Source organism: Streptomyces sp. A0958, from assembly GCF_004795035.1.
Classification (GTDB): domain Bacteria; phylum Actinomycetota; class Actinomycetes; order Streptomycetales; family Streptomycetaceae; genus Streptomyces.
This window is the reverse complement of the sequence record NZ_SSBK01000028.1, coordinates 53,495-76,305: the sequence shown is the minus strand read 5'-3', so window position 1 is coordinate 76,305 and position 22,811 is coordinate 53,495. Positions and strand designations below refer to the sequence as shown.

Sequence of the window (22,811 nt, the reverse complement as noted above, 5' to 3'; positions counted from 1 at the left end):
AGGGAATCCTCCGGATCGGTGCGGGATCGGCGGGAAGACCCGCCGGACATCAGGCCGGAAGGGTGACGAAATCAATCAATTCCTCTACGCGGCCCAGGAGTTCGGGCTGAAGATCCCGGTAGGAGTGGACCGAGGAGAGGATGCGCTGCCAGGCCGCCCCGGTGTTCTCCGGCCAGCCCAGCGCCCGGCACACGCCGGTCTTCCAATCCTGGCCGCGCGGCACCACCGGCCAGCCGGCGATCCCCACCGAGGACGGCTTCACGGCCTCCCACACGTCGATGTACGGATGGCCGACCACCAGGACGTCGCCGTCCGAGACCTGCGCCGCGATCCGGGACTCCTTGGAACCGGGCACGAGATGGTCGACCAGCACCCCGAGCCGCGCGTCCGGAGCCGGCGAGAACTCCCGCACGATCGCCGGCAGGTCGTCGACGCCCTCCAGGTACTCGACCACCACGCCCTCGATCCGCAGGTCGTCGCCCCAGACCCGCTCGACCAGCTCCGCGTCGTGCCGCCCCTCCACGTAGATCCGCCCGGCCCGCGCCACCCGCGCCCGCGCCCCGGGCACCGCCACCGATCCGGAGGCCGTACGCGCGGGCCGCACCGGGCCGCCGGCCGACGGGCGCACCAGCGTCACGACCCGCCCCTCCAGCAGGAAGCCGCGCGGCGCCATCGGGAAGACCCGGTGCTTGCCGAAGCGGTCCTCCAGGGTCACCGTCGGCCCCTCGGCGGTCTTCTCGCACCGGACCACCGCACCGCAGAAGCCGGTGGCGACGTCCTCCACGACGAGATCGGGCTCGGCGGGCACCTCGGGGACGGGGGCGGACTTCTTCCACGGCGGGGTCAGATCCGGCTGGTAGCTGCGCATCGCACGACGATAAGCGGGGGAAGGGCTACGACACGCCGGAGGGGATGCCTCCCATGCCCTTCAGGCTGTGGGGAGGCCGGCCAGCCGGTCGCGTTGCGCCCGGACGAACCCCGCGTCCACCACCGCCCCGTGCCCCGGCACGTACAGCGCGTCCTCGCCACCCAGCGCCAGCAGCCGGTCCAGCGCACACGGCCAGCGGGTGGGGTGGGCGTCCGGGCCCGCCTGCGGTTCGCCGGACTCCTCGACCAGGTCGCCGCAGAACACGATCGCGGGGGAGCCGGGGGAGCCCGGGACCAGCACCGCGAGGTCGTGGCCGCTGTGCGCCCGGCCCAGATTCACCAGCAGCACCTTCCGGCCGCCGCCCAGATCGAGCGTCCGCTCCCCGTGCACCTCGTGGCGCGGGGCCACCAGCACATCGGCGGACTCCGCCGCGTCCGGCTCGGGCAGGCCGTGCCGCACCGCGTCCGCGTACAGCTCGTCCGCGCCGTGCCGCAGCAGCTCCGCCGTGCCCGCCGCGCCGTACACCCGCGCCTCGGCGAAGGCGGCCGTGCCCAGTACATGATCGAAATGGGGGTGGCTGAGTGCGATGTGCGTCACCCGCCGGCCGAGCAGCGACTGGGCCTGAACGCGCAGCCCGGCCCCTTCGCGGAGTGACGAACCGGTGTCACAGAGCAGCACCGCGTCCGGTCCCACCACCAGCAGAGCCGTCGCGTCCCAGACCGGAAGGCGTCTGCGGCCCACTCCGTGACCCAGTCGCTCCCAGCCCAGCTCTTCCCAAGAGACGTCCATGCGGCGACGCTATCGGCAGCGACCTGCGCGGTCTCGCGGTAGCGTGGCCGGTCGCCCTTGCTAGGGAGCCACCCCGTCGCCGTACACTGGCCGGGGATCGCTGGCACTCGTACGCACAGAGTGCCAGGAGGAATCCCGGGAACGGCCCGAGAACCACCGAGATGGACAGCTGGAGGTGTGCGCGATGCTCAGCGAACGCAGACTCGAAGTGCTGCGCGCCATCGTCCAGGACTACGTCGGGACCGAGGAGCCCGTCGGCTCCAAGGCGCTCACGGAGCGGCACAAGCTGGGGGTCTCCCCGGCCACCGTCCGCAACGACATGGCGGTGCTGGAGGACGAGGGCTTCATCGCCCAGCCCCACACCAGCGCGGGCCGCATTCCGACGGACAAGGGCTACCGGCTCTTCGTCGACAAGCTCGCGGGCGTCAAGCCCCTCTCGTCGCCGGAGCGCCGCGCCATTCAGAACTTCCTCGACGGCGCGGTCGACCTCGACGACGTCGTGGGCCGGACCGTACGGCTGCTCGCGCAGCTGACCCGGCAGGTCGCCGTCGTGCAGTACCCCTCGCTGACCCGTTCGACGGTGCGGCACGTGGAACTGCTGTCCCTGGCTCCGGCGCGGCTGATGCTCGTGCTGATCACGGACACCGGCCGGGTTGAACAGAGGCTGGTCGACTGCCCGGCGCCGTTCGGTGAGACGTCTCTCGCCGATCTGCGGGCCCGGCTCAACAGCCGGGTGGTGGGACGCCGTTTCACGGACGTCCCGCAGCTGGTGCAGGACCTGCCGGAATCCTTCGAGAGCGAGGACCGGGGAACCGTGTCCACCGTGCTCTCGATCCTGCTCGAAACCCTCGTCGAGGAGACGGAGGAGCGGCTGATGATCGGCGGCACCTCCAACCTCACCCGCTTCGGACACGACTTCCCGGTGATGATCCGGCCGGTGCTTGAGGCACTGGAGGAGCAGGTCGTGCTGCTGAAGCTGCTCGGCGAGGCCACGGACTCGGGCATGACCGTACGTATCGGGCACGAGAACGCCCACGAGGGGCTCAACTCCACGTCCGTCGTCGCGGTCGGCTACGGTTCGGGCGACGAGGCAGTCGCCAAACTCGGCGTGGTCGGACCGACCCGCATGGACTACCCCGGAACGATGGGAGCGGTACGCGCAGTGGCACGTTACGTCGGACAGATCCTGGCGGAGTCGTAAGTGGCCACGGACTACTACGCCGTACTCGGCGTGCGCCGCGACGCCTCTCAGGACGAGATCAAGAAGGCCTTCCGGAGGCTCGCCCGCGAGCTGCACCCGGATGTGAACCCCGATCCGAAGACCCAGGAGCGGTTCAAGGAGATCAACGCCGCTTACGAGGTCCTGTCGGACGCTCAGAAGAAGCAGGTCTACGACCTCGGCGGCGACCCGCTCTCCCAGTCGGGGGGCGGCGGCGCGGGCGGTTTCGGCCAGGGCGGCTTCGGCAACTTCTCGGACATCATGGACGCGTTCTTCGGCGCGTCGTCGCAGCGCGGACCCCGTTCGCGCACCCGGCGCGGCCAGGACGCCATGATCCGGCTGGAGATCGACCTCTCCGAGGCGGCCTTCGGCACGACCAAGGACATCCAGGTCGACACGGCCGTCGTCTGCACGACGTGCAGCGGCGAGGGCGCGGCCCCCGGCACCTCCGCCCAGACCTGCGACATGTGCCGCGGCCGCGGTGAGGTCTCCCAGGTCACCCGGTCCTTCCTCGGCCAGGTCATGACCTCGCGGCCCTGCCCGCAGTGCCAGGGCTTCGGTACGGTCGTGCCGACCCCGTGCCCGGAGTGCGCCGGCGACGGCCGCATCCGCTCGCGGCGCACGCTGACCGTGAAGATCCCCGCCGGTGTCGACAACGGCACCCGCATCCAGCTCGCGGGCGAGGGCGAGGTCGGCCCCGGCGGCGGCCCCGCCGGCGACCTCTACGTCGAGATCCACGAGCTGCCGCACGCGGTGTTCCAGCGCCGCGGCGACGACCTGCACTGCACGGTCACCATCCCCATGACGGCGGCGGCCCTCGGCACCAAGGTGCCGCTGGAGACGCTCGACGGCCTGGAGGAGGTCGACATCCGGCCGGGCACCCAGTCCGGCCAGTCCGTCCCGCTGCACGGCCGCGGCATCACCCACCTGCGGGGTGGCGGGCGCGGCGATCTCATCGTGCACGTCGAGGTCACCACCCCGGTCAAGATGGACCCCGAGCAGGAACGCCTCCTGCGCGAACTGGCCAAGCTGCGCGGCGAGGAGCGGCCCACCGGCCAGTTCCAGCCCGGTCAGCAGGGCCTGTTCTCGCGCCTGAAGGACGCGTTCAACGGCCGCTGACGGCACCCGTCCGTCCGGTACGGGCCCTGCCTCCGGGCCCGTACCGCATGCGGACAAAACGCTGCCGTGGGGCGGGCATCACGGGACAGGAAGGACATGACACGATGCGGTCATGTCCTCCGCGTTGACCGATCTCTGCCGGTATCCGATCGTGCAGGCCCCGATGGCGGGTGGTCCCTCCTGCCCGCAGCTGGTCGCAGCCGTCGCCGAGGCGGGCGGGCTCGGTTTCCTGGCCGCCGGGTACAAGACGGCGGACGGTATGTACCAGGAGATCAAGCAGGTGCGCGGGCTGACCGGACAGCCCTTCGGCGTCAACCTCTTCATGCCGCAGCAGAACCTCACCGACCCCGGCGCGCTCGAGGTCTACCGCCACCAGCTCGCGGGCGAGTCCTCCTGGTACGAGACGCCCCTCGGTGACACCGATGCCTGCGGTGACGACGGCTACGAGGCCAAGCTCGCCATCCTGCTGGAGGACCCGGTCCCGGTCGTCTCCTTCACCTTCGGCTGCCCCTCGCGCGACACCCTCGACGCGTTCGCCGCGGCCGGTACGTACACCGTCGTCACGGTCACCTCGCCCGAGGAGGCACAGGCGGCGCAGTGGGCCGGTGCCGACGCCGTCTGCGCCCAGGGCACCGAGGCGGGCGGCCACCGCTCCACGTTCCGCGACGACCCCGAGACCGACGGCGGCGGGACCGGGCTGCTGTGCCTGGTGACCCAGGTGCGCGAGACCGTGCAGATACCGGTCATCGCCGCGGGCGGGCTGATGCGCGGCGCGCAGATCGCCGGGGTGCTCGCTGCGGGCGCCGACGCCGCCCAGCTCGGCACGGCGTTCCTGGTCTGCCCGGAGTCCGGCGCCCACCTGCTGCACAAACAGGCCCTGACCAACCCGCTGTTCGTCCGCACCACCCTGACCCGGGCGTTCTCCGGACGCCCGGCCCGCGGCCTGGTCAACCGCTTCGTGCGCGAGCACGGACCGTACGCCCCCGCCGCCTACCCCCAGGTCCACCACATGACCTCCGTGCTGCGCAAGGCGGCGGCCCGGGCCGGGGACGCGCAGGGCATGGCGCTGTGGGCGGGGCAGGGCCACCGGATGGCCCGCGAGCTGCCCGCCGGCCGGCTGGTCCGGCTGCTCGCCGAGGAACTGGACGCCGCACGGACGGCAGTGAGCACAAGGAGTACACAGTGACGGCACCCGTCTTCGTCGTCGAACAGCTGCCCGCCGGGCCCGAGTTCGTCCTCGACGGGCCGGAGGGGCGGCACGCCGTCTCGGTGAAGCGCCTGCGCGCCGGTGAGGAGGTCGTTCTGACCGACGGCCGCGGAAGCTGGGCGCAGGGCGTCGTGAAGGCCGCCGAGGGCAAGGACCGGCTGGTGGTGGACGGCCTGGACCCGGTCCACGAGGAGCCCCGCCCGGCCGCCCGGATCACCGTCGTGCAGGCCCTGCCCAAGGGGGACCGGGGCGAGGTCGCCGTCGAGACGATGACCGAGACCGGGGTCGACGCGATCGTGCCGTGGCAGGCCGCACGCTGCATCACCCAGTGGAAGGGCGACCGGGGCCTCAAGTCCCTCGCGAAATGGCGCAACACGGCCCGGGAGGCCGGCAAGCAGTCCCGCCGGGTGCGGTTCCCGGACGTGGCGGACGCGATGACCACCAAGCAGGTCGCCGCGCTGGTGGCCACGGCGGACTTCGCGGCCGTCCTGCACGAGGACCGCGACCACGACAGCGAGCCGCTGGCCACCGTCGCGCTGCCCGAGGCCGGTGAGATCGTGCTGATCGTCGGCCCCGAGGGAGGCGTGTCACCGGAGGAGCTGACCGCGTTCACAGCCGCCGGGGCCCGCGTCTGCCGGCTCGGCCCGACCGTCCTGCGCACCTCCACCGCGGGCACCGCGGCGACCGCCCTGCTGCTGGGGCGCACGGGGCGCTGGTCGTAACCCGGCCTCCATGGGGTGGTTGTGGCCACAAGCGGTCTACCGCACCGTCAGGAGTGGTGGGAAGCTGCCCTTATGGGGACATCAAGGGCATGGGGCCGGTGCGCGGCCCGTCGCTTTCCGGCCGCACTCTGCCTCGCCGCCGCAGCCGTCACCGGCCTCACCGCCTGTGACCCGGCCGACGGCCTCGACACGCTGAACACCGCGGCCGTCGCCGTGACCACCGACCGGACCGCCACCCGCGCGCTGGAGCACGAAGGCGTCGACGTGCGCTGGCTGAGCTGCACGGCCGGCCTCGGCAAGAACGACGCGAAGACCTCCGCCACCCGCTCCGGAGCACCCACCGCCTCCGCGCGTCAGGTGGCCGACGTCCACTGCGACGGCAAGACGAAGGACGGCCAGGACATCACGCTCGACGGCCAGGTGACGCACGCGGTCAACGGCCGGTGCGTACGCGGCGACATGACCGCCAGGACCGGCGGGCGCGCCGTTTTCCGGGCCACCCTGCTCGGCGACTGCGCCGCCCCGGCCACGACCGCACCGCCCGCCGGAGACCCCGGGCAGGGCAACGGCCCGACGGCCACCGTGACGGTGACGGTCACCGCGTACCCCGGCAAGTGAGCGCCACGGAGGCAGGGCGGCGGGCCCGCATATTCCGGGGGCATACGCGCCCGACCGGCGCCGGCGCACGACGGACTCCGGCCAACCCCGTGCCACCTGGCACGTCCGCGGCCTAGGCTGATCCGTGTGACACAGCCTTCCTACCTCCGGTACCCCCATGTCCAGGGTGACTTGATCGCCTTCACCGCCGAGGACGACGTCTGGCTCGCCCCGCTCGACGGCGGACGGGCGTGGCGGGTCAGCGCCGACAACCGTCCCGTCACCCAGCCGCGCATATCTCCCGACGGCACCCTCGTCGCCTGGACCTCCACCCGCGACGGGGCGCCCGAGGTGCACCTCGCCCCCGCCGACGGCGGCCCCTCGCGGCGGCTCACCCACTGGGGCGACGCCCGCACCACCGTGCGCGGTTGGACCCCCGAAGGGGACGTACTGGTCACCAGCACCCAGGGCCAGGTCTCGCTGCGCCGCAGCTGGGCGCGGGCCGTCCCGGTCGACGGCGGTCCCGCGCGGACCCTCCCGTACGGGCCGGTCGGCTCCCTCGCGTACGGTCCCGGCGGACGGGTCCTGCTGCTCTCGGCCACCATGGGGCGCGAGGCCGCCACCTGGAAGCGCTACCGGGGCGGCACGGCCGGCAAGCTCTGGATCGCGGCCGAGGACGACCCGCAGGAGTTCGCCCGGCTCCACGAGGACATCGACGGCAACATCGAGTGCCCGATGTGGGTGGGGGAGCGCATCGCGTTCCTCTCCGACCACGAAGGCGTCGGCGCCCTCTACTCCTCCCTGCCCGACGGCGGCGACCTGCGCCGGCACACCGGCACCGACGGCTTCTACGCCCGGCACGCCACCACCGACGGCACCCGGGTCGCCTACGCCTCGGCCGGTGAACTCCGGCTCCTGGACAGCCTGGAGAGCGACGCGCCCCGCCGCGTCGAGATCCGGCTCGGCGGCCAGCGCGCCGACCTCCAGCCCTACCCGCTGCACGCCGACAGCCACCTGACCAGCGCGTCGCCGGACCGCACCGGACGCGGCAGCGCGGTCTGCACCCGGGGCGCCATCCACTGGGTCACCCACCGCGAGGGCCCCGCCCGCGCGCTCGCCGCCGAACCCGGCGTACGGGCCAGGCTGCCCCGCACGTTCCAGGCCGACGGCGACCAGCACGTCGTCTGGGTCACCGACGCCGAGGGCGACGACGCGCTGGAGTGCGCCCCCGCCGCCGGTACCGCACCCGGCGCCGTACCCCGCCGCCTGGCGGCCGGCCGGCTCGGCCGCGTCCTCGACCTGGCCCCCGCCCCCGACGGCAGCCGGTTCGCGGTCGCCGCCCACGACGGCCGGGTCCTGATCGTCGAGCGGGAGAGCGGCGAGATCCACGAGGTGGACCGCAGCGAGAACGGTGACGTCTCCGGGCTCGCCTGGTCGCCCGACTCCGCCTGGCTCGCCTGGTCGCACCCCGGCCCCGAACCGCTCAGCCAGCTCAAGCTGGCCCACATCGCCGACCTCTCGGTCTCCGAGGCCACCCCGCTGCGGTTCCGGGACTTCGCGCCCGCCTTCACCGCCGACGGAAAGCACCTGGCCTTCCTCTCCGAGCGGGCCTTCGACCCGATCTACGACGCGCACGTCTTCGACATGGCGTTCATCGGCTCCTGCCGGCCGCACCTGCTGACGCTCGCCGCGACCACCCCTTCCCCGTTCGGACCGCAACTGCACGGCCGGCCGACCGAGAAGGAGAAGGGCGGCGACGGCGAGGACAACCCCACCGCCCTGCCCATCACCCGCATCGACCTGGACGGCCTGGCCGACCGGATCGTGCCGCTTCCCGTCGAGGCCGCCGTCTACTCCTCGCTGCGGGCCGCCCGGGACGGGCTGCTCTGGCTGCGCCACCCGGTCACCGGGGTCCTCGGCACGAGCGGGGCGGGCCCCGCCGCCCGCCGCCCCGACACCGTCCTGGAGCGGTACGACCTGGAGAAGCTGCGCTGCGAGGAACTCACCTCCGACGTCAGCCGTTTCGCGGTCAGCGGCGACGGGAAGCGGCTGGCGCTCGTCAGCCACGGCAAGCTGTCCGTCGTCCCGTCCGACAGCCGGGTGCCCGCGGGCTCCGACGACGACCACGACGACGCCGTCACCGTCGATCTCTCCCGCATCCGCCGCATGCTCGACCCGGCCGCCGAGTGGCGCCAGATGTACGACGAGGCCGGCCGCATCATGCGGGACAACTTCTGGCGCCCCGACATGGGCGGCGTCGACTGGGACGGGGTCCTGGACCGCTACCGGCCGGTGCTGGAGCGCGTCGCGACCCACGACGACCTCATCGACCTGCTCTGGGAGGTCCAGGGCGAGCTGGGCACCTCCCACGCCTACGTGACCCCGCCCGGCGGGTGGCGCGACGATTCGGCCCGGCAGGGGCTGCTCGGCGCGGACGTCTCGCGCGCGGAGGACGGCAGCTGGCGCATCGACCGCATCCTGCCGTCCGAGACCTCCGACCCGGCGGCCGGCTCGCCGCTCGCCGCCCCCGGTGTCGCCGTCCGGCCCGGGGACGCGATCCTGGCCGTCGACGGCCACCCCGTCGACCCGCTCACCGGCCCCGCTCCCCTGCTCACCGGCTCGGCCGGCAAGCCCGTCGAGCTGACCGTCTCGCCGGCCGACGGGGGCGATCGGCGCCATGTCGTCGTGGTCCCCGTCGCCGACGAGGAGGCGCTGCGCTACCACGCGTGGGTCGCCGACCGGCGCGCGTACGTGCACGAGCGGTCCGGCGGGCGCCTTGGCTACCTCCACGTCCCCGACATGGTCGGCTCCGGCTGGGCCCAGATCCACCGCGACCTGCGTACCGAGGTGGCGCGCGAGGGCCTGGTCGTGGACGTACGGGAGAACCGGGGCGGCCACACCTCGCAGCTCGTCGTGGAGAAGCTGGCCCGCCGCATCGTCGGCTGGGACCTGCCGCGCGGCATGCGCCCCACCAGCTACCCGGGCGACGCGCCGCGCGGGCCCGTCGTGGCCGTCGCCAACGAGTTCTCCGGCTCGGACGGCGACATCGTGAACGCGGCGATCAAGGCCCTGGACATCGGGCCCGTGGTCGGGACGCGGACCTGGGGCGGCGTCGTCGGCATCGACAGCCGCTACCGGCTCGTCGACGGCACGCTGGTCACGCAGCCGAAGTACGCGTTCTGGCTGGAGGGCTACGGGTGGGGCGTCGAGAACCACGGCGTCGACCCGGACGTGGAGGTCGTCATGACGCCGCGGGACCATGCGGAGGGCCGCGACCCGCAGCTGGACGAGGCGATCCGGATCGCACTGGAGTCGCTGACGCGGGTGCCGGCGAAGGTGGCGCCGGGGTTGCCGGGGCTCTCGGAGTGAGGTGAGGGGCGGGGTGGGCGGTGCGGGCGTGCCGCGCCTGCGGCGGGCCTGTTCCCCTACCCGCCCTTTCCCGTAACCGGGGCGCTGCCCCGGGCCCCGCGCCTCAAACGCCGGCGGGGCTGGATCTTGCCCGTCGACGCGGGGGTCCGGGGGCAGCGCCCCCGAAGGCGGTCGGTCCCGCGCCCGCCCCGATAGGCTGCCCCGTAACGGATCACCCCGAGACAGAGGAGCGCGCAAGCAATGGCAGGAGAACCGCAGCCCGACTGCCTGTTCTGCAAGATCGTCTCGGGGGAGATCCCGGCCACCATCGTCCGCGAGACCGACACCACCGTCGCCTTCCGCGACATCAACCCCCAGGCCCCCACCCACGTCCTCGTCATCCCGCGCCTCCACCACCCCGACGCCGCCTCCCTCGGCGCCGCCGAACCGCAGGTGCTCGCCGACGTGCTGTGCGAGGCGGGGAACGTGGCCGCCGACGAGAAGATCGATGGGACCGGGTACCGGGTCGTGTTCAACACCGGGGTCGGCGCCGGCCAGACCGTCTTCCACGCGCACGCCCACGTCCTGGGCGGCCGGGGCCTGCAGTGGCCTCCCGGATAGATGTCCGCACGTGAACTCGTCGTCCTCGGGACCGCCAGCCAGGTCCCGACACGGCACCGCAACCACAACGGCTACCTGCTGCGCTGGGACGGCGAGGGCATCCTCTTCGACCCCGGCGAGGGCACCCAGCGTCAGATGCTGCGGGCCGGTGTCGCCGCCCACGACATCAACCGGATCTGCGTCACGCACTTCCACGGAGACCACTCGCTGGGCCTGGCCGGGGTGATCCAGCGGATCAACCTCGACCAGGTCCCGCACCCCGTGACCGCCCACTACCCGGCGAGCGGACAGCACTTCTTCGACCGGCTGCGGTACGCCACCGCCTACCGCGAGTCCGTCGAGCTGACCGAGGCCCCGGTCGCCGCCGACGGACCGCTGGCCACCACCGCCGCGTACACGCTCGACAGCCACCGGCTCTCGCACCCCGTCGAGTCGTACGGCTACCGGCTCACCGAGCCCGACGGGCGGCGGATGCTGCCCGCGAAGCTCGCCGAGCACGGCATCGCGGGTCCGGACGTCGGACGCGTCCAGCGCGAGGGCGCCCTCGGCGGTGTCACGCTCGACCAGGTCTCCGAGCACAGGCGCGGACAGCGGTTCGCGTTCATCATGGACACCAGGCTCTGCGACGGCGTGTACGCACTCGCGGAAGGGTGCGACATGCTGGTCATCGAGTCGACCTTCCTCGACGAGGACCGGAAACTCGCCGCCGACCACGGCCACCTGACCGCGGGGCAGGCGGCCCGGGTCGCGCGCGAGGCGGGCGTACGGCATCTCGTCCTCACGCACTTCTCCCAGCGCTACCCGGAGCCGGAGGCCTTCGAGGCCGAGGCGAGGGGGGCCGGGTACGAGGGCGAGCTGAGCGTGGCCCAGGATCTGACGCGGGTAGCGGTGCCGAGCCGTCACCCGTAGAGCCACCCAGCGGAACCACAGAACACACAGCGGAACCACACAGCACACAGCACCACCTGCGTTAGCGAGAAACACCGTGCACCTCCCCAAAGCGGAACTCCACCTCCACATCGAGGGAACCCTCGAACCCGAACTGGCCTTCGCGCTCGCCGCGCGCAACGGCGTGACCCTGCCCCACGCGGACACCGAGGCCCTGCGCACCGCCTACCTCTTCGAGGACCTTCAGAGCTTCCTGGACCTCTACTACGCGCTGATGGCGGTGCTGCGGACCGAGGACGACTTCGCCGAACTCGCCGACGCCTACCTCACCCGCGCCGCCGCCCAGGGCGTGCGCCACGCGGAGATCTTCTTCGACCCGCAGGCCCACACCGCACGCGGCGTGCCCATCGGGACCGTCGTGGAGGGCCTGGGCCGTGCGCTGGAGCGCAGCGAGGAGAAGCACGGCGTCTCCACCCAGCTGATCATGTGCTTCCTGCGCGACCAGTCCGCCGAATCGGCCCTGGAGACCCTGGAGGCGGCCAGGCCGCACCTGCACCGGATCAGCGCCGTCGGCCTGGACTCCGCCGAGGTCGGCCACCCGCCCGCGAAGTTCCGCGAGGTGTACGAGGCGGCCGGGGCGCTCGGGCTGCGCAAGGTCGCCCACGCGGGGGAGGAGGGGCCGCCCGGCTACATCCGCGAGGCGCTCGACGTCCTGGGCGTGGAACGCATCGACCACGGACTGCGGTGCCTGGAGGACCCCGACCTCGTGAAGCGGCTGGTCGCCGACCGGGTGCCGCTCACGCTCTGCCCGCTGTCCAACGTACGGCTGCGCGCCATCGACACCCTGGAGCAGCACCCGCTGCCCGCCATGATGGACGCCGGGCTCCTCTGCACGGTCAACTCCGACGACCCCGCCTACTTCGGCGGGTACGTGGGAGACACCTTCCACGCCGTCCACGAAGCCCTCGGCCTGGACCGCGAGCAGCTGCGCACCCTGGCCCGCAACTCCTTCGAGGCGGCCTTCCTCGACCACGACGAGGAGCGCAGGGCGCGCTACCTGTCGGAGGTCGAGGCGTACGCGTTCGACTGACCGCCGCCCGCCGGGCCGGCCGTCCGGAACGCGCTCCTGCCCAGCCGCCTGCGGCGCAGGGCCGGGATGCTGATCTCCGTGACGGCCTGCTCGGGCGCGCCCACCTTCGGCACCGCGCCGGGCACCGCACCCGTGGTGACCGCGAGCAGGGCCGCCGGCGCGCCACCCCTGCGGCGCACCGATCCCGGCACCAGCGGACGGCCACCGGTGTGCAGCGCGACGGCGGTCACCGGGGCCGCGACCAGCAGGGTCGCCGCGCCCAGGACCAGCCCCATCCCGGTGTAGCCGACCTCCTCCGACAGCACACTGCCGAGGACCGGCCCGCAGGCCACGCCGACCGATGAGGCCGAGCCCGCCAGGACCGCCCAGCGGCCGCGCACGTCTAGGGAGGCGGCGAGGCCGATCAGGTACGACAGGACCACCGGGTAGACGGTGTTCCACAGGATCTCGCCGGTCGCGAAGGAGCGGAGGCTCCCGGCCGACGAGCTGAGCACGATGCTCCCCGCGATGACCGCGGTACCCACCCCGATCGGCACCGCGCGCCCGAGCTTGGAGCCGAGCATCCCGGCGCCCATCACGCCGAGCAGCCCGGCGCCGAGGGCGGCGGCGAACACCGCGCCGATGGTCACCTCGGACAGCCCGACCTGGACCACGCCGATCCGGCTGCTGACGCCCCACAGCGCGTTCTGCGCCATCGACCAGACGAGCATGCCGCCCGCGAGGACCAGGCCGGAGCGCCGGTGCGGCAGCCGGCCGGCCGCGGGGACGGCCGGGCCCGCCGGGGCGGAGCCACCGAGCCGGGAGGTGGCCGGCCAGACGAGCAGCGCGACCAGGGCGATCGCGGCGAACGGCAGCCGGTGGCCGCCGCCCAGGTGCGGGATCGTCAGGTACAGGGCGCCCGCGGTCGCCGAGACGCTCAACAGCCCCAGGGACGAGGTGCGGTGCGGGTCGCGCTGGGCGGCGATGCCCGCCGCCGCGACGGCGGTCGCCGTACCGGAGCCGAAGCCGCCGATCATCGCGCCGGTGACCACCAGCGGCACGGACCCGGCCAGCGCCGCGCAGCCGTACCCCACCGCACACAGGATCAGTCCGGCCCGCGCCGGTCGGCACGGCCCGTACGTCTCCACGCGTCCGGCCAGGCTGAAGCCGGCGCAGGCCGAACTCAGCAGCAGGGCGCTGCCGACCAGCCCGCCCTGGGCCGTGCTGAGGCCCAGGTAGACGGAGAGCCGTCCCACGATGGTGGGGAGGAGATAGGAGGCGAGGTAACCGGCGGTGAACACGGCGACCAGGGGCCACGCGGCGCGAGGGCGCGAGGACATGGGCGTTCCTGAAGACATGCCAGAGGAGGCGGAAGGCAGGGGGGTGGTGCGAAGAAGGGTGAGGCGAAGAGAGGTAATGAGGTAATGCGAAGATACGGCGAAATCGGCGCTTCCGTCGGGTACGTCGCCAACGGTGCTCGCGGGCCAATTTGTATCAAGTGTCCCCGGCGCGCCGAAAGGCGACCTGCTGTGATCTGGGCCACATTCGCGTTTACGTTGTTTTCGGTTGGGTAGCCGCTCGTGTTTACGCAGGTCAGCGCCAGTGAACGTGAGTCCGGCGCGCACCCGGCCGACGCGGCCGGAAATCGGGCACACTGGCCGCAACCGCCACGACCGGGGAGTGCAAGGTGAGCGCTGACGTTTCGGACCTCGACCCGCTGGACGGGCTGCGCGCACCGCAGGACCCCGACTGCGACGTCTTCCTCACCGGCACGGTCTTCCTCGACATCATCTTCACCGGCCTGGACAGCGCCCCCGTGCGCGGTACCGAGTCCTGGGCGCGCGGCATGGGCTCCAGCCCCGGCGGGGTCGCCAACATGGCCACCGCTCTGGCCCGCCTCGGCCTGCACACCTCCCTGGCCGCCGCGTTCGGCGACGACCACTACGGCGAGTACTGCTGGGACGCGCTCGAACAGGGCGAGGGCATCGACCTGTCGAGGTCGCACACGGTCCGCGGCTGGCACTCCCCGGTGACCGTCTCGATGGCGTACGAGGGCGAGCGGACGATGGTCTCGCACGGCCACGAGGCCCCGGCCCTGCCCACCACCGCCTCCCCGGAGGCCCCCGCCTTCCCCCGCTGCCCGCCCAGGGCCCGGGCCGCCGTCACCTCGCTCGTCCCCGGCCGCACCGAGCCCTGGGTCGCCGACGCCGCCCGCCAGGGGGCCCTGATCTTCGGCGACGTCGGCTGGGACGACACCGGGCGCTGGGACCTGGACGCCCTGAACGGCCTGGAGCACTGCCACGCCTTCCTCCCCAACGCGCAGGAGGCGATGCGCTACACCCGTACCACCTGCCCCCGCGCCGCCGCGCACGCCCTCGCCGAACGCGTACCGCTCGCCGTCGTCACCCTCGGCTCCGAGGGCGCGTACGCGGTCGACGCCGCCACCGGCACCGCCGCCGAGGTGCCGGCCATCGAGGTCGAGGCCCTGGACCCGACCGGAGCGGGCGACGTCTTCGTGGCGGGCTTCGTCACCGGGACGCTGGCCGGCTGGCCCCTCGCCGACCGCCTCGCCTTCGCCGGGCTGACCGCGGCCCTCTCGGTCCAGGAGTTCGGCGGCTCGCTGTCGGCCCCCGGCTGGGCGGAGATCGCCGCCTGGTGGCAGCGGGTGCGCACCTGCGCCGACCAGGACCCGGCGGCGCTCCAGCGGTACGCCTTCCTCCAGGACCTGCTGCCGGCCGCCGCCCGCCCCTGGCCGCTGCGCCGGGCCGTACCCACGATCGGATTCCGCCCGTAGCCGGCGGGTACCGCCCGCGAAAACCCCTGGTGTTGTCCGTGCGGAGTCGTAGGCTTGGTGCAGAAGAGGTTTTCGAGCAGCGAGAACCCTGCAACGGGAGGTATGCGCAGGCCCGAGGGCCGGCCCATGACTCAGTCACCCACACAGCCGCAGGCGCGTGCCCACATCAGCATCCCGGCCGCTCACCCCATGGTGATGCTGCTGGGAGCGGGCGACTCGCTGCTGCGCGTGATCGAAGCGGCGTTCCCGGCGGCCGACATCCACGTCCGGGGCAATGACATAACCGCGACGGGCGACGCGGCGGACATCGCCCTGATCCAGCGCCTGTTCGACGAGATGGTGCTGGTGCTCCGCACCGGTCAGCCGATGACGGAGGACGCTGTGGAACGGTCGATCGCGATGCTCAAGGCCAGCGACAACGGCCAGGCGGACGGCACCGAGACCCCGGCCGAGGTGCTCACGCAGAACATCCTCTCCAGCCGCGGCCGCACGATCCGCCCCAAGACGCTCAACCAGAAGCGGTACGTCGACGCGATCGACCAGCACACGATCGTCTTCGGCATCGGCCCCGCCGGTACCGGCAAGACCTACCTCGCCATGGCCAAGGCGGTCCAGGCCCTGCAGTCCAAGCAGGTCAGCCGGATCATCCTGACCCGCCCGGCCGTCGAGGCGGGCGAACGGCTCGGCTTCCTGCCGGGCACGCTCTTCGACAAGATCGACCCGTATCTGCGCCCGCTCTACGACGCCCTGCACGACATGCTCGACCCCGACTCGATCCCGCGCCTGATGGCGGCGGGCACGATCGAGGTCGCACCCCTGGCGTACATGCGCGGCCGCGCCCAGCCGGTCTTCACCAATGTGCTGACGCCGGACGGCTGGCGCCCCATCGGCGCTCTTGAGGTGGGCGACTTGGTCATCGGCTCCGATGGCGCGCCCACGCCCGTGCTCGGCGTCTATCCGCAGGGCGAGAAGGACATCTACCGTGTCAGCGCTCAGGACGGGTCCTGGACCCTGTGTTGCGGTGACCACCTGTGGACCGTTCGGACGGCGTCGGACAAGCGCAGGGACGAGCCGTGGAGGGTCCTGGAGACCAAGGAGATGATCGGCAACGTCCGCGCGGCACATGCGCGCCGTTACGAACTGCCGATGCTCACCGCGCCGGTCAGCTTCCCCGAGCGTGAGGTCCCGATGGACGCGTATGCGTTGGGGCTGTTGCTGGGGGACGGCTGCCTGACCGGCGCGACGACCCCATCGTTCGCCACCGAGGACGCTGAACTGGCCGAGGCACTGGAAGGCTCGCTCCCAGGCGTTTCCGTACGCCACAAGGGCGGGGTCGACCATGTCCTGAACCGGGTGAAGGCTCCGGGCGACGTGGTCACGCTGGAGGACGCGGTCACTCGTGCGCTGCGTGAACTCGACCTGGTGGGCACGCGTTCCCACTCCAGGTTCGTGCCGGACGCGTACCTCTTCAACTCCGCCGACGTCCGTCTCGCGGTCCTTCAAGGACTGCTCGACGCGGACGGAGGCCCGGTCACCCGAACGGACCGCACTTGTCGCGTCCAGTACACGACGGCATCGATCATGCTGCGCGATGACGTGATCGCCCTCGTGCAGTCACTCGGTGGCGTCGCGTACACACGGCACAGGGCCGCTGAAGGCCGTGCACCGGGGGTGGCGAAGGGGCGCGAGGCCCAGCACCGCTACGACGCGCACGTCGTCGACATCCGTCTTCCCGAGGGCATCGAACCTTTCCGCCTTGCCCGAAAGGCAGAGAAGTACCGGGCGGCAGGCGGCGGCGGTCGTCCGACGCGTTTCATCGACAGCATCGAACCGGCGGGCCGAGAGGAAGCCGTGTGCATCCAGGTCGCAGCCGAGGACTCGCTGTACGTCACCCAGGGCCACCTGCTGACGCACAACACCCTCAACGACGCCTTCATCATCCTGGACGAGGCGCAGAACACCAGCGCCGAGCAGATGAAGATGTTCCTGACCCGGCTCGGCTTCGACTCGAAGATCGTCGTCACCGGTGACGTCACCCAGGTCGACCTGCCGACCGGGACCAAGAGCGGTCTGCGCCAGGTGCAGGACATCCTGGAGGGCATCGACGACGTGCACTTCTCCCGGCTCACCTCCCAGGATGTCGTCCGGCACAAGCTGGTCGGCCGTATCGTCGACGCGTACGAGAAGTACGACAGCAAGGGCGACCAGGACGGCAGCGGCGGCAAGAGCCGGGGCCGCCACAACGGGAAGCAGTAGCAGCGCACCATGTCGATCGACGTCAACAACGAGTCCGGAACCGAGGTCGACGAGCAGGCGATCCTCGACATCGCCCGCTACGCGCTCGCGCGCATGCGGATTCACCCGCTCTCCGAGCTCTCGGTGATCGTGGTGGACAGCGCCGCGATGGAGCAGCTGCACATCCAGTGGATGGACCTGCCGGGCCCGACCGATGTCATGTCCTTCCCGATGGACGAACTGCGTCCGCCGGCCAAGGACGACGACGAGCCCCCGCAGGGGCTCCTCGGTGACATCGTGCTCTGCCCCGAGGTCGCCAAGAGGCAGGGCGAGGAAGCCGAGACGCAGCACTCCATGGACGAGGAGCTTCAGCTCCTCACCGTCCACGGGGTGCTGCACCTGCTGGGCTACGACCACGAGGAGCCGGACGAGAAGGCCGAGATGTTCGGTCTCCAGGCGGCCATCGTGGACGGCTGGCGCGGTGAGCACGGGCTGACCGGCCCGTCCCCCGCCCCGACCGTCTCGTGAGCCTGCCCCTGATCCTCGGCGTGGTCCTGCTGGTCGTCGTCGGCTGGCTGGCGGCCTGCGCCGAGGCCGGTATCGCCCGTACGTCCAGCTTCCGGGCCGCCGAGGCGGTCCGCTCGGGCCGGCGAGGCAGCGGCAAGCTGGAACAGGTCGCGGCCGATCCGACGCGCTACCTCAACGTGGCCCTGCTGGTGCGGGTCGCCTGCGAGATGGCCGCCGGGGTGCTCGTCACGTACGCCTGCCTGAAGGAGTTCCCGGAGACCTGGGTGGCGCTGGCCGTCGCCATCGGCGTGATGGTCCTCGTCTCCTACGTCGCGATCGGCGTCTCGCCGCGCACCATCGGCCGCCAGCACCCGCTGAACACGGCCACCGCCGCGTCGTACGTCCTGCTGCCGCTCGCCAGGGTCATGGGCCCCGTGCCGCAGCTGCTGATCCTCATCGGCAACGCCCTGACCCCCGGCAAGGGGTTCCGCAAGGGCCCGTTCGCCAGTGAGGCCGAGCTGCGGGCCATGGTGGACCTCGCCGAGCAGGAGTCGCTGATCGAGGACGAGGAGCGCCGCATGGTGCACTCCGTCTTCGAGCTCGGCGACACGCTCGTGCGCGAGGTGATGGTGCCGCGCACCGACCTCGTCTGCATCGAGCGCTACAAGACGATCCGCCAGGCGCTCACCCTCGCGCTGCGGTCCGGTTTCTCGCGGATTCCGGTCACCGGCGAGAACGAGGACGACATCGTCGGGATGGTCTATCTCAAGGACCTGGTCCGCAAGACGCACATCAACCGGGAGTCGGAGGCCGATCCGGTCTCCACGGCGATGCGCCCGGCGACGTTCGTGCCCGACACGAAGAACGCCGGTGACCTGCTGCGCGAGATGCAGCAGGAGCGCAGCCACGTCGCCGTCGTCATCGACGAGTACGGCGGCACGGCGGGCGTCGTCACCATCGAGGACATCCTGGAGGAGATCGTCGGCGAGATCACCGACGAGTACGACCGCGAACTGCCGCCCGTCCAGGCGCTGGAGAACGGCTGCTTCCGGGTGACCGCCCGGCTCGACATCGGCGACCTCGGCGACCTGTTCGGGCTCGACGAGTACGACGACGAGGACGTGGAGACGGTCGGCGGACTCCTGGCCAAGGCGCTGGGGCGGGTTCCGATCGCCGGCGCGTCCTCGGAGGTCGAACTCCCCGACGGGCGGCGGCTGCGGCTGACCGCCGAGTCCCCGGCGGGCCGCCGGAACAAGATCGTCACGGTGCTGGTGGAGCCGGTGGCTCCCGAGGAGGGGACCCCGGAGTGACACCGCAGCGGCTCAGGGCCTTCTGCCTGGACTTCAACGAGAGCGTCGAGGAGTTCCCGTTCGGCCCGGAGACGTCCGTCTTCAAGGTGCTCGGCAAGATGTTCGCGCTGAGCGCGCTGGACGCACGGCCGCTGACGGTGAACCTCAAGTGCGACCCCGACGAGGCCGTGCGGCTCCGCGAGGAGTACGAGGCGGTGGCGCCCGGGTGGCACATGAACAAGCGGCACTGGAACACCGTCACGGTGTCCGGCCTGCCCGACGCGAAGCTGCGCGAGCTGATCGAGGACAGCTACGACCTGGTGGTGGCCGGCCTGCCGAAGGCGGAGCGGCTGCGGCTGGACCGGCCGTAGGGCCTGTTGTCGTAGGGCGTGTTCCGGAAATCCCGCCGGCCGGGCTCCCGCTTGCCCGGGGCCGCGCCGGGCTTCGTATGCTCGGCACATGACTGAGAGCACCGACCTCGGCGCCGAGGACCGCAAGATCGTCACCCTGGCGCGCAGCGCCCGCGCCCGCAACGGTGTGCCGGAAGGTGCGGCCGTGCGGGACGAGACCGGACGTACGTATGTGGCGGGGACCGTCGAGCTGGAGTCGCTGAAGCTCAGCGCGCTGCGGACGGCCGTCGCGATGGCGGTGGCCAGCGGGGCGACGTCCCTGGAGGCCGCCGCGGTCGTCTCCGAGGCCGAGGCCCCCTCGGACGAGGACCGGGCCGCCGTACGGGACCTGGGCGGCGCCGACACGCCCGTGCTGCTCGCCGGGCCGGACGGGCAGCTGCGGCTCAGCGTCACGGCCGGCTGACCTCCGTACGCACGGACGCCCCCCATCCCGCACGTGGGATGCGGGGCGTCCGTGCGAGCGGATCTTGACACCATCTGATGGCCCATCAGTCGGCGCGGCCGGATTGCATTGACTTCTTTTCGGCCGGAGCCATCAATGGCCCCCTGCCCGGCGCGGATGAGCCGTCGCGCCGGATTCCGCGGGAGGGGGCTTCATGCGTCCAGCCAGTCGACGTATCGACATCCGAAGAACCGGCATCCGAAGAACCGGCGAGCGAAGGTCCGGTGCCCGGTGGTCCGATGCCCGGTGGTCCGGCGGCCGGGCGGTCCGCCGCCGCGGCCGGCGCTGGGCCGCCGTGCTGGGCGCCGGGGCGCTCGTCGTCGCCGGGGGAGGGCTGCTCGCCGGGCCCGCGCAGGCCATGGCGACGGCCTCGGTCGCGGTGGACTTCCCGACCCACTGCATCCCGCCCGCCATCGCCGGCATCCCGCCGATCGACGGGACGACCTCGGCCCAGATCACCGTAGACAACGCCGCCCCGAAGGTGGGCGACACGGTCACGGTGACGTACACCGTCGTCGAACCGGCCGCGAGCAACCCGGTCGATCTCGCCCTGCCCGCCGACATCATGACGCCGACCGGCAAGGTCACCGTCGGGGGTGCGCAGTCCGAGGACGTCACGGTGACGGGCCCGAAGAAGAACGGCCCGGTGCCCGGCAAGGGCGCCTTCCCGTCGTTCTCGATGACCGGCGCCTTCACGGTCACCGCTCCCGGCGAGATCACCCTCTCGCCCGGCGACTACAACATCCACACCAGCTACATCATGGAGCTGGACACGCCCTGCACGGTCACCGATCCGCCCGCCCCCGTCTCCCAGAAGATCATCGCCACCGATGGCGGCGGCCAGGTCAACGAACGGTCCATCCGGCTCGGCGCGGCCTCCGGCAAGGCAGGCGCCCCGGTCACCGTGACCGGGTCGAAGTTCACCGCGGGCGCCTCCGTCACGCTCGCCGGCCGGGCCGGGGACGCGCAGACCGGCGACACCGCGACGGTCAAGGCGGACGGTTCGGGCTCCTTCAGCGGGCAGCTCACCGTCAACGACCCCGCCACCACCGGCGTCGTCGCCTACGAGGGCACCGGCTGGGACGCCGCCAAGGGAGCCGGGCCGCGGGCATACACCGTCACCCAGGGCGGCGGCGAGATCCCGGACGGCAGCCAGCGGCTGACCTCCTCCGTCAAGGCGGGCACGCTCTCCATGGCCCAGGCCGGGGACTCGGTCGCCCTGTCGGCGGTCGACTTCGGGCAGGGCGGCGCCTCCACGGGCGCCCTGAACACGGTGACCGTCAAGGACTTCCGCGGCGGGCCCGCGGGCTGGTCCCTGACCGGCAAGGTCACCGACTTCACGGGTCCGGGCGGGGCCACGATCGGCGCCTCGGCGCTCGGTTGGAACCCGGCCTGCGCGACCAAGTCCGGCAGCCCCAGCACCTGCGCGGCCGGGTCGAAGGGAACGGTCGGCAGCGCGGGAGCCACCCTGGCCTCCACGCCGGACGGCACGTTCACCGGAGGCGAGTTCACCGTGGACGCCCGGCTGTCGCTGGACGTACCCGCCTTCTCCGCCCCCGGCGCGTACACCGGGGTGCTCACCCTCACCCTCACCTGAGCACCCCTCGGGTGTGTCTCACCGATCAACCGGTGGGCCGGGCGCGCACCCGGCCGGCCCATCCCGCCCGAGCGTGCACCCTGGGGGCCCGCACCGTGCGTTCCAAGCTGTCCGTCCTTCTGCCGGCCCTGCTGACCGGGGCCCTGATCCTGCTCGGCGCCCCTGCCGCCGGCGCCGCCGACAACGGCAGCTGGTCGGTCTTCCCGGCCACCGCCGACGCGGGCGGGCGCCCGTACTTCTACCTGTCCGCCGACCCCGGCGCCGCCCTCACCGACCAGGTGACCGTCACCAACAAGACCGGCACGCCCCTGACCTTCCGGCTGTACGCGGCCGACGCCTACAACACCGCGCGCGACGGCGGCTTCGCGGTCCGCGCGCGCACCGAGAAACAGCGTGCCGTCGGCGCCTGGGCGAAGGCGGGCCGCGACCGGGTCACCGTGAAGCCGCACGGCTCGGTCACCGTGCCCGTCACCATCCGCGTCCCCGAGGACGCCGAACCGGGTGACCACCCCGGCGCCCTCGTCGCCCTGGACGAGCGCATCGACCCGGCCGACGCGGGCGCCGTCGCCGTGGGCATCCAGAAGGCCGTCGGCGCCCGGATCTACCTGCGGGTCAACGGCCCGACGATGCCCGCGCTCTCCGTGGACGACGTGAAGGTCGAGCACACCCAGCCCCTGATCCCGGGCACCGGCACGTCCCGGGCCGTCATCTCGTACACCCTGCACAACCGGGGCAACGTCACGCTCAACCCCGAGGTCGCCCTCAAGGCGGAGGGGATCTTCGGCCGCACCCTGCTCGCCCGAGACCTCAAGCGCGTTCCCTCGGAGCTGCTGCCGCACCAGGAGGTCCGGCTCACCGAGGAGTGGGCGGGCGCGCCGCAGCTGGAGTGGGGCGAGATCAAACTCACCGCGACCGCCCGCGACACCCGCGACTCCGCCTCCGTCTCCTACTTCGCGCTGCCCTGGCTGGTCGCGAGCGTGCTCGTGGCCGCGCTGGCCGGGGGCACGGCGCTGTGGGTACGTGCCCGGCGCAGGCGCCGCCGCGCCGCCTGAAGCGGGGCCCGGGGGCCGTGGCGGGCGCCTCGGTGCCC

General features: G+C 72.6%; 20 protein-coding genes. 17 read left to right on the top strand and 3 right to left on the bottom strand.

Annotated features, from left to right (window positions below; genetic code table 11):
* Nucleotides 1-49: 49 nt before the first annotated feature.
* Both E6P78_RS24345 and E6P78_RS24340 read right to left on the bottom strand, forming a co-directional pair.
* Complete coding sequence (locus tag E6P78_RS24345) at nucleotides 50-868, bottom strand: DUF3097 domain-containing protein (protein ID WP_136205764.1); 819 nt, start codon at nucleotides 866-868, stop codon at nucleotides 50-52.
* A 60-nt stretch (nucleotides 869-928) separates the two neighbouring features.
* Nucleotides 929-1,657 carry an MBL fold metallo-hydrolase gene (locus E6P78_RS24340; RefSeq protein ID WP_136205763.1) on the bottom strand — a complete coding sequence of 243 codons (729 nt, stop codon included), beginning with the start codon at nucleotides 1,655-1,657 and terminating at the stop codon, nucleotides 929-931.
* Between the two features lie 184 nt (nucleotides 1,658-1,841).
* On the opposite strand from E6P78_RS24340, the gene hrcA reads away from it, so the two are divergent.
* The 9 genes from hrcA to E6P78_RS24295 all read left to right on the top strand — a co-directional run bounded on the left by hrcA (nucleotide 1,842) and on the right by E6P78_RS24295 (nucleotide 12,468).
* Nucleotides 1,842-2,858, top strand: coding sequence for a heat-inducible transcriptional repressor HrcA (gene hrcA / locus E6P78_RS24335; protein WP_136205762.1), 1,017 nt, complete (start codon nucleotides 1,842-1,844; stop codon nucleotides 2,856-2,858).
* Nucleotides 2,859-3,995 carry a molecular chaperone DnaJ gene (dnaJ, locus tag E6P78_RS24330; RefSeq protein WP_136205761.1) on the top strand — a complete coding sequence of 379 codons (1,137 nt, stop codon included), beginning with the start codon at nucleotides 2,859-2,861 and terminating at the stop codon, nucleotides 3,993-3,995.
* A 112-nt stretch (nucleotides 3,996-4,107) separates the two neighbouring features.
* Nucleotides 4,108-5,181: a nitronate monooxygenase gene (locus E6P78_RS24325; protein ID WP_136205760.1), complete on the top strand. Its 1,074-nt coding sequence runs from the start codon at nucleotides 4,108-4,110 to the stop codon at nucleotides 5,179-5,181.
* Nucleotides 5,178-5,924, top strand: coding sequence for a 16S rRNA (uracil(1498)-N(3))-methyltransferase (locus tag E6P78_RS24320; RefSeq protein ID WP_136205759.1), 747 nt, complete (start codon nucleotides 5,178-5,180; stop codon nucleotides 5,922-5,924). The genes E6P78_RS24325 and E6P78_RS24320 overlap by 4 nt, the downstream gene beginning before the upstream one ends.
* Before the next feature lie 72 nt (nucleotides 5,925-5,996).
* A complete protein-coding gene (locus E6P78_RS24315; RefSeq protein ID WP_240799359.1) occupies nucleotides 5,997-6,542 on the top strand; it encodes a hypothetical protein in 546 nt (181 codons plus the stop codon).
* Between the two features lie 126 nt (nucleotides 6,543-6,668).
* Entirely contained in the window at nucleotides 6,669-9,890 is a 3,222-nt protein-coding gene (locus E6P78_RS24310) for a S41 family peptidase (RefSeq protein ID WP_206307899.1), read from the top strand.
* 240 nt (nucleotides 9,891-10,130) lie between these two features.
* Nucleotides 10,131-10,490, top strand: a complete 360-nt coding sequence (locus tag E6P78_RS24305) for a histidine triad nucleotide-binding protein (RefSeq protein WP_136205758.1) — start codon at nucleotides 10,131-10,133, stop codon at nucleotides 10,488-10,490.
* A complete protein-coding gene (locus E6P78_RS24300; protein ID WP_136205757.1) occupies nucleotides 10,491-11,399 on the top strand; it encodes a ribonuclease Z in 909 nt (302 codons plus the stop codon).
* A gap of 76 nt (nucleotides 11,400-11,475) precedes the next feature.
* A complete protein-coding gene (locus tag E6P78_RS24295) occupies nucleotides 11,476-12,468 on the top strand; it encodes an adenosine deaminase (protein WP_136205756.1) in 993 nt (330 codons plus the stop codon).
* Here E6P78_RS24295 and E6P78_RS24290 read toward each other — a convergent pair.
* Nucleotides 12,432-13,787, bottom strand: coding sequence for an MFS transporter (locus E6P78_RS24290; protein WP_136205755.1), 1,356 nt, complete (start codon nucleotides 13,785-13,787; stop codon nucleotides 12,432-12,434). The genes E6P78_RS24295 and E6P78_RS24290 overlap by 37 nt on opposite strands.
* 347 nt (nucleotides 13,788-14,134) lie before the next feature.
* Here E6P78_RS24290 and E6P78_RS24285 point away from each other — a divergent pair, with 347 nt between their 5' ends.
* The 8 genes from E6P78_RS24285 to E6P78_RS24250 all read left to right on the top strand — a co-directional run bounded on the left by E6P78_RS24285 (nucleotide 14,135) and on the right by E6P78_RS24250 (nucleotide 22,773).
* The gene (locus E6P78_RS24285) at nucleotides 14,135-15,241 is read left to right on the top strand and encodes a PfkB family carbohydrate kinase (RefSeq protein ID WP_136205754.1); all 1,107 of its coding nucleotides are present in this window, start codon (nucleotides 14,135-14,137) and stop codon (nucleotides 15,239-15,241) included.
* Nucleotides 15,242-15,367: 126 nt separating this feature from the next.
* Entirely contained in the window at nucleotides 15,368-17,497 is a 2,130-nt protein-coding gene (locus tag E6P78_RS24280; RefSeq protein ID WP_136205753.1) for a PhoH family protein, read from the top strand.
* 9 nt (nucleotides 17,498-17,506) lie between these two features.
* Complete coding sequence (gene ybeY, locus E6P78_RS24275; RefSeq protein ID WP_136205752.1) at nucleotides 17,507-18,004, top strand: rRNA maturation RNase YbeY; 498 nt, start codon at nucleotides 17,507-17,509, stop codon at nucleotides 18,002-18,004.
* Nucleotides 18,001-19,293: a hemolysin family protein gene (locus tag E6P78_RS24270; protein ID WP_136205751.1), complete on the top strand. Its 1,293-nt coding sequence runs from the start codon at nucleotides 18,001-18,003 to the stop codon at nucleotides 19,291-19,293. Before ybeY ends, E6P78_RS24270 begins: the two co-directional genes overlap by 4 nt.
* Nucleotides 19,290-19,643, top strand: coding sequence for an MmcQ/YjbR family DNA-binding protein (locus tag E6P78_RS24265; RefSeq protein ID WP_136205750.1), 354 nt, complete (start codon nucleotides 19,290-19,292; stop codon nucleotides 19,641-19,643). The genes E6P78_RS24270 and E6P78_RS24265 overlap by 4 nt, the downstream gene beginning before the upstream one ends.
* Before the next feature lie 88 nt (nucleotides 19,644-19,731).
* Nucleotides 19,732-20,085, top strand: coding sequence for a cytidine deaminase (locus E6P78_RS24260; RefSeq protein WP_136205749.1), 354 nt, complete (start codon nucleotides 19,732-19,734; stop codon nucleotides 20,083-20,085).
* 193 nt (nucleotides 20,086-20,278) lie between these two features.
* Nucleotides 20,279-21,721 carry a WxL domain-containing protein gene (locus tag E6P78_RS24255; protein ID WP_240799358.1) on the top strand — a complete coding sequence of 481 codons (1,443 nt, stop codon included), beginning with the start codon at nucleotides 20,279-20,281 and terminating at the stop codon, nucleotides 21,719-21,721.
* A gap of 107 nt (nucleotides 21,722-21,828) precedes the next feature.
* Nucleotides 21,829-22,773, top strand: a complete 945-nt coding sequence (locus E6P78_RS24250; RefSeq protein ID WP_168712692.1) for a DUF916 domain-containing protein — start codon at nucleotides 21,829-21,831, stop codon at nucleotides 22,771-22,773.
* Nucleotides 22,774-22,811: the final 38 nt, after the last annotated feature.

Coding starts and splice junctions, on each gene's coding strand:
- E6P78_RS24345 (WP_136205764.1), bottom strand. CDS start 868: ATGCGCAGCTACCAGCCGGATCTGACCCCGCCGTGGAAGAAGTCCGCC.
- E6P78_RS24340 (WP_136205763.1), bottom strand. CDS start 1,657: ATGGACGTCTCTTGGGAAGAGCTGGGCTGGGAGCGACTGGGTCACGGA.
- hrcA (WP_136205762.1), top strand. CDS start 1,842: ATGCTCAGCGAACGCAGACTCGAAGTGCTGCGCGCCATCGTCCAGGAC.
- E6P78_RS24325 (WP_136205760.1), top strand. CDS start 4,108: ATGTCCTCCGCGTTGACCGATCTCTGCCGGTATCCGATCGTGCAGGCC.
- E6P78_RS24315 (WP_240799359.1), top strand. CDS start 5,997: ATGGGGACATCAAGGGCATGGGGCCGGTGCGCGGCCCGTCGCTTTCCG.
- E6P78_RS24305 (WP_136205758.1), top strand. CDS start 10,131: ATGGCAGGAGAACCGCAGCCCGACTGCCTGTTCTGCAAGATCGTCTCG.
- E6P78_RS24300 (WP_136205757.1), top strand. CDS start 10,491: ATGTCCGCACGTGAACTCGTCGTCCTCGGGACCGCCAGCCAGGTCCCG.
- E6P78_RS24290 (WP_136205755.1), bottom strand. CDS start 13,787: ATGTCCTCGCGCCCTCGCGCCGCGTGGCCCCTGGTCGCCGTGTTCACC.
- E6P78_RS24280 (WP_136205753.1), top strand. CDS start 15,368: ATGACTCAGTCACCCACACAGCCGCAGGCGCGTGCCCACATCAGCATC.
- ybeY (WP_136205752.1), top strand. CDS start 17,507: ATGTCGATCGACGTCAACAACGAGTCCGGAACCGAGGTCGACGAGCAG.
- E6P78_RS24260 (WP_136205749.1), top strand. CDS start 19,732: ATGACTGAGAGCACCGACCTCGGCGCCGAGGACCGCAAGATCGTCACC.
- E6P78_RS24255 (WP_240799358.1), top strand. CDS start 20,279: ATGCGTCCAGCCAGTCGACGTATCGACATCCGAAGAACCGGCATCCGA.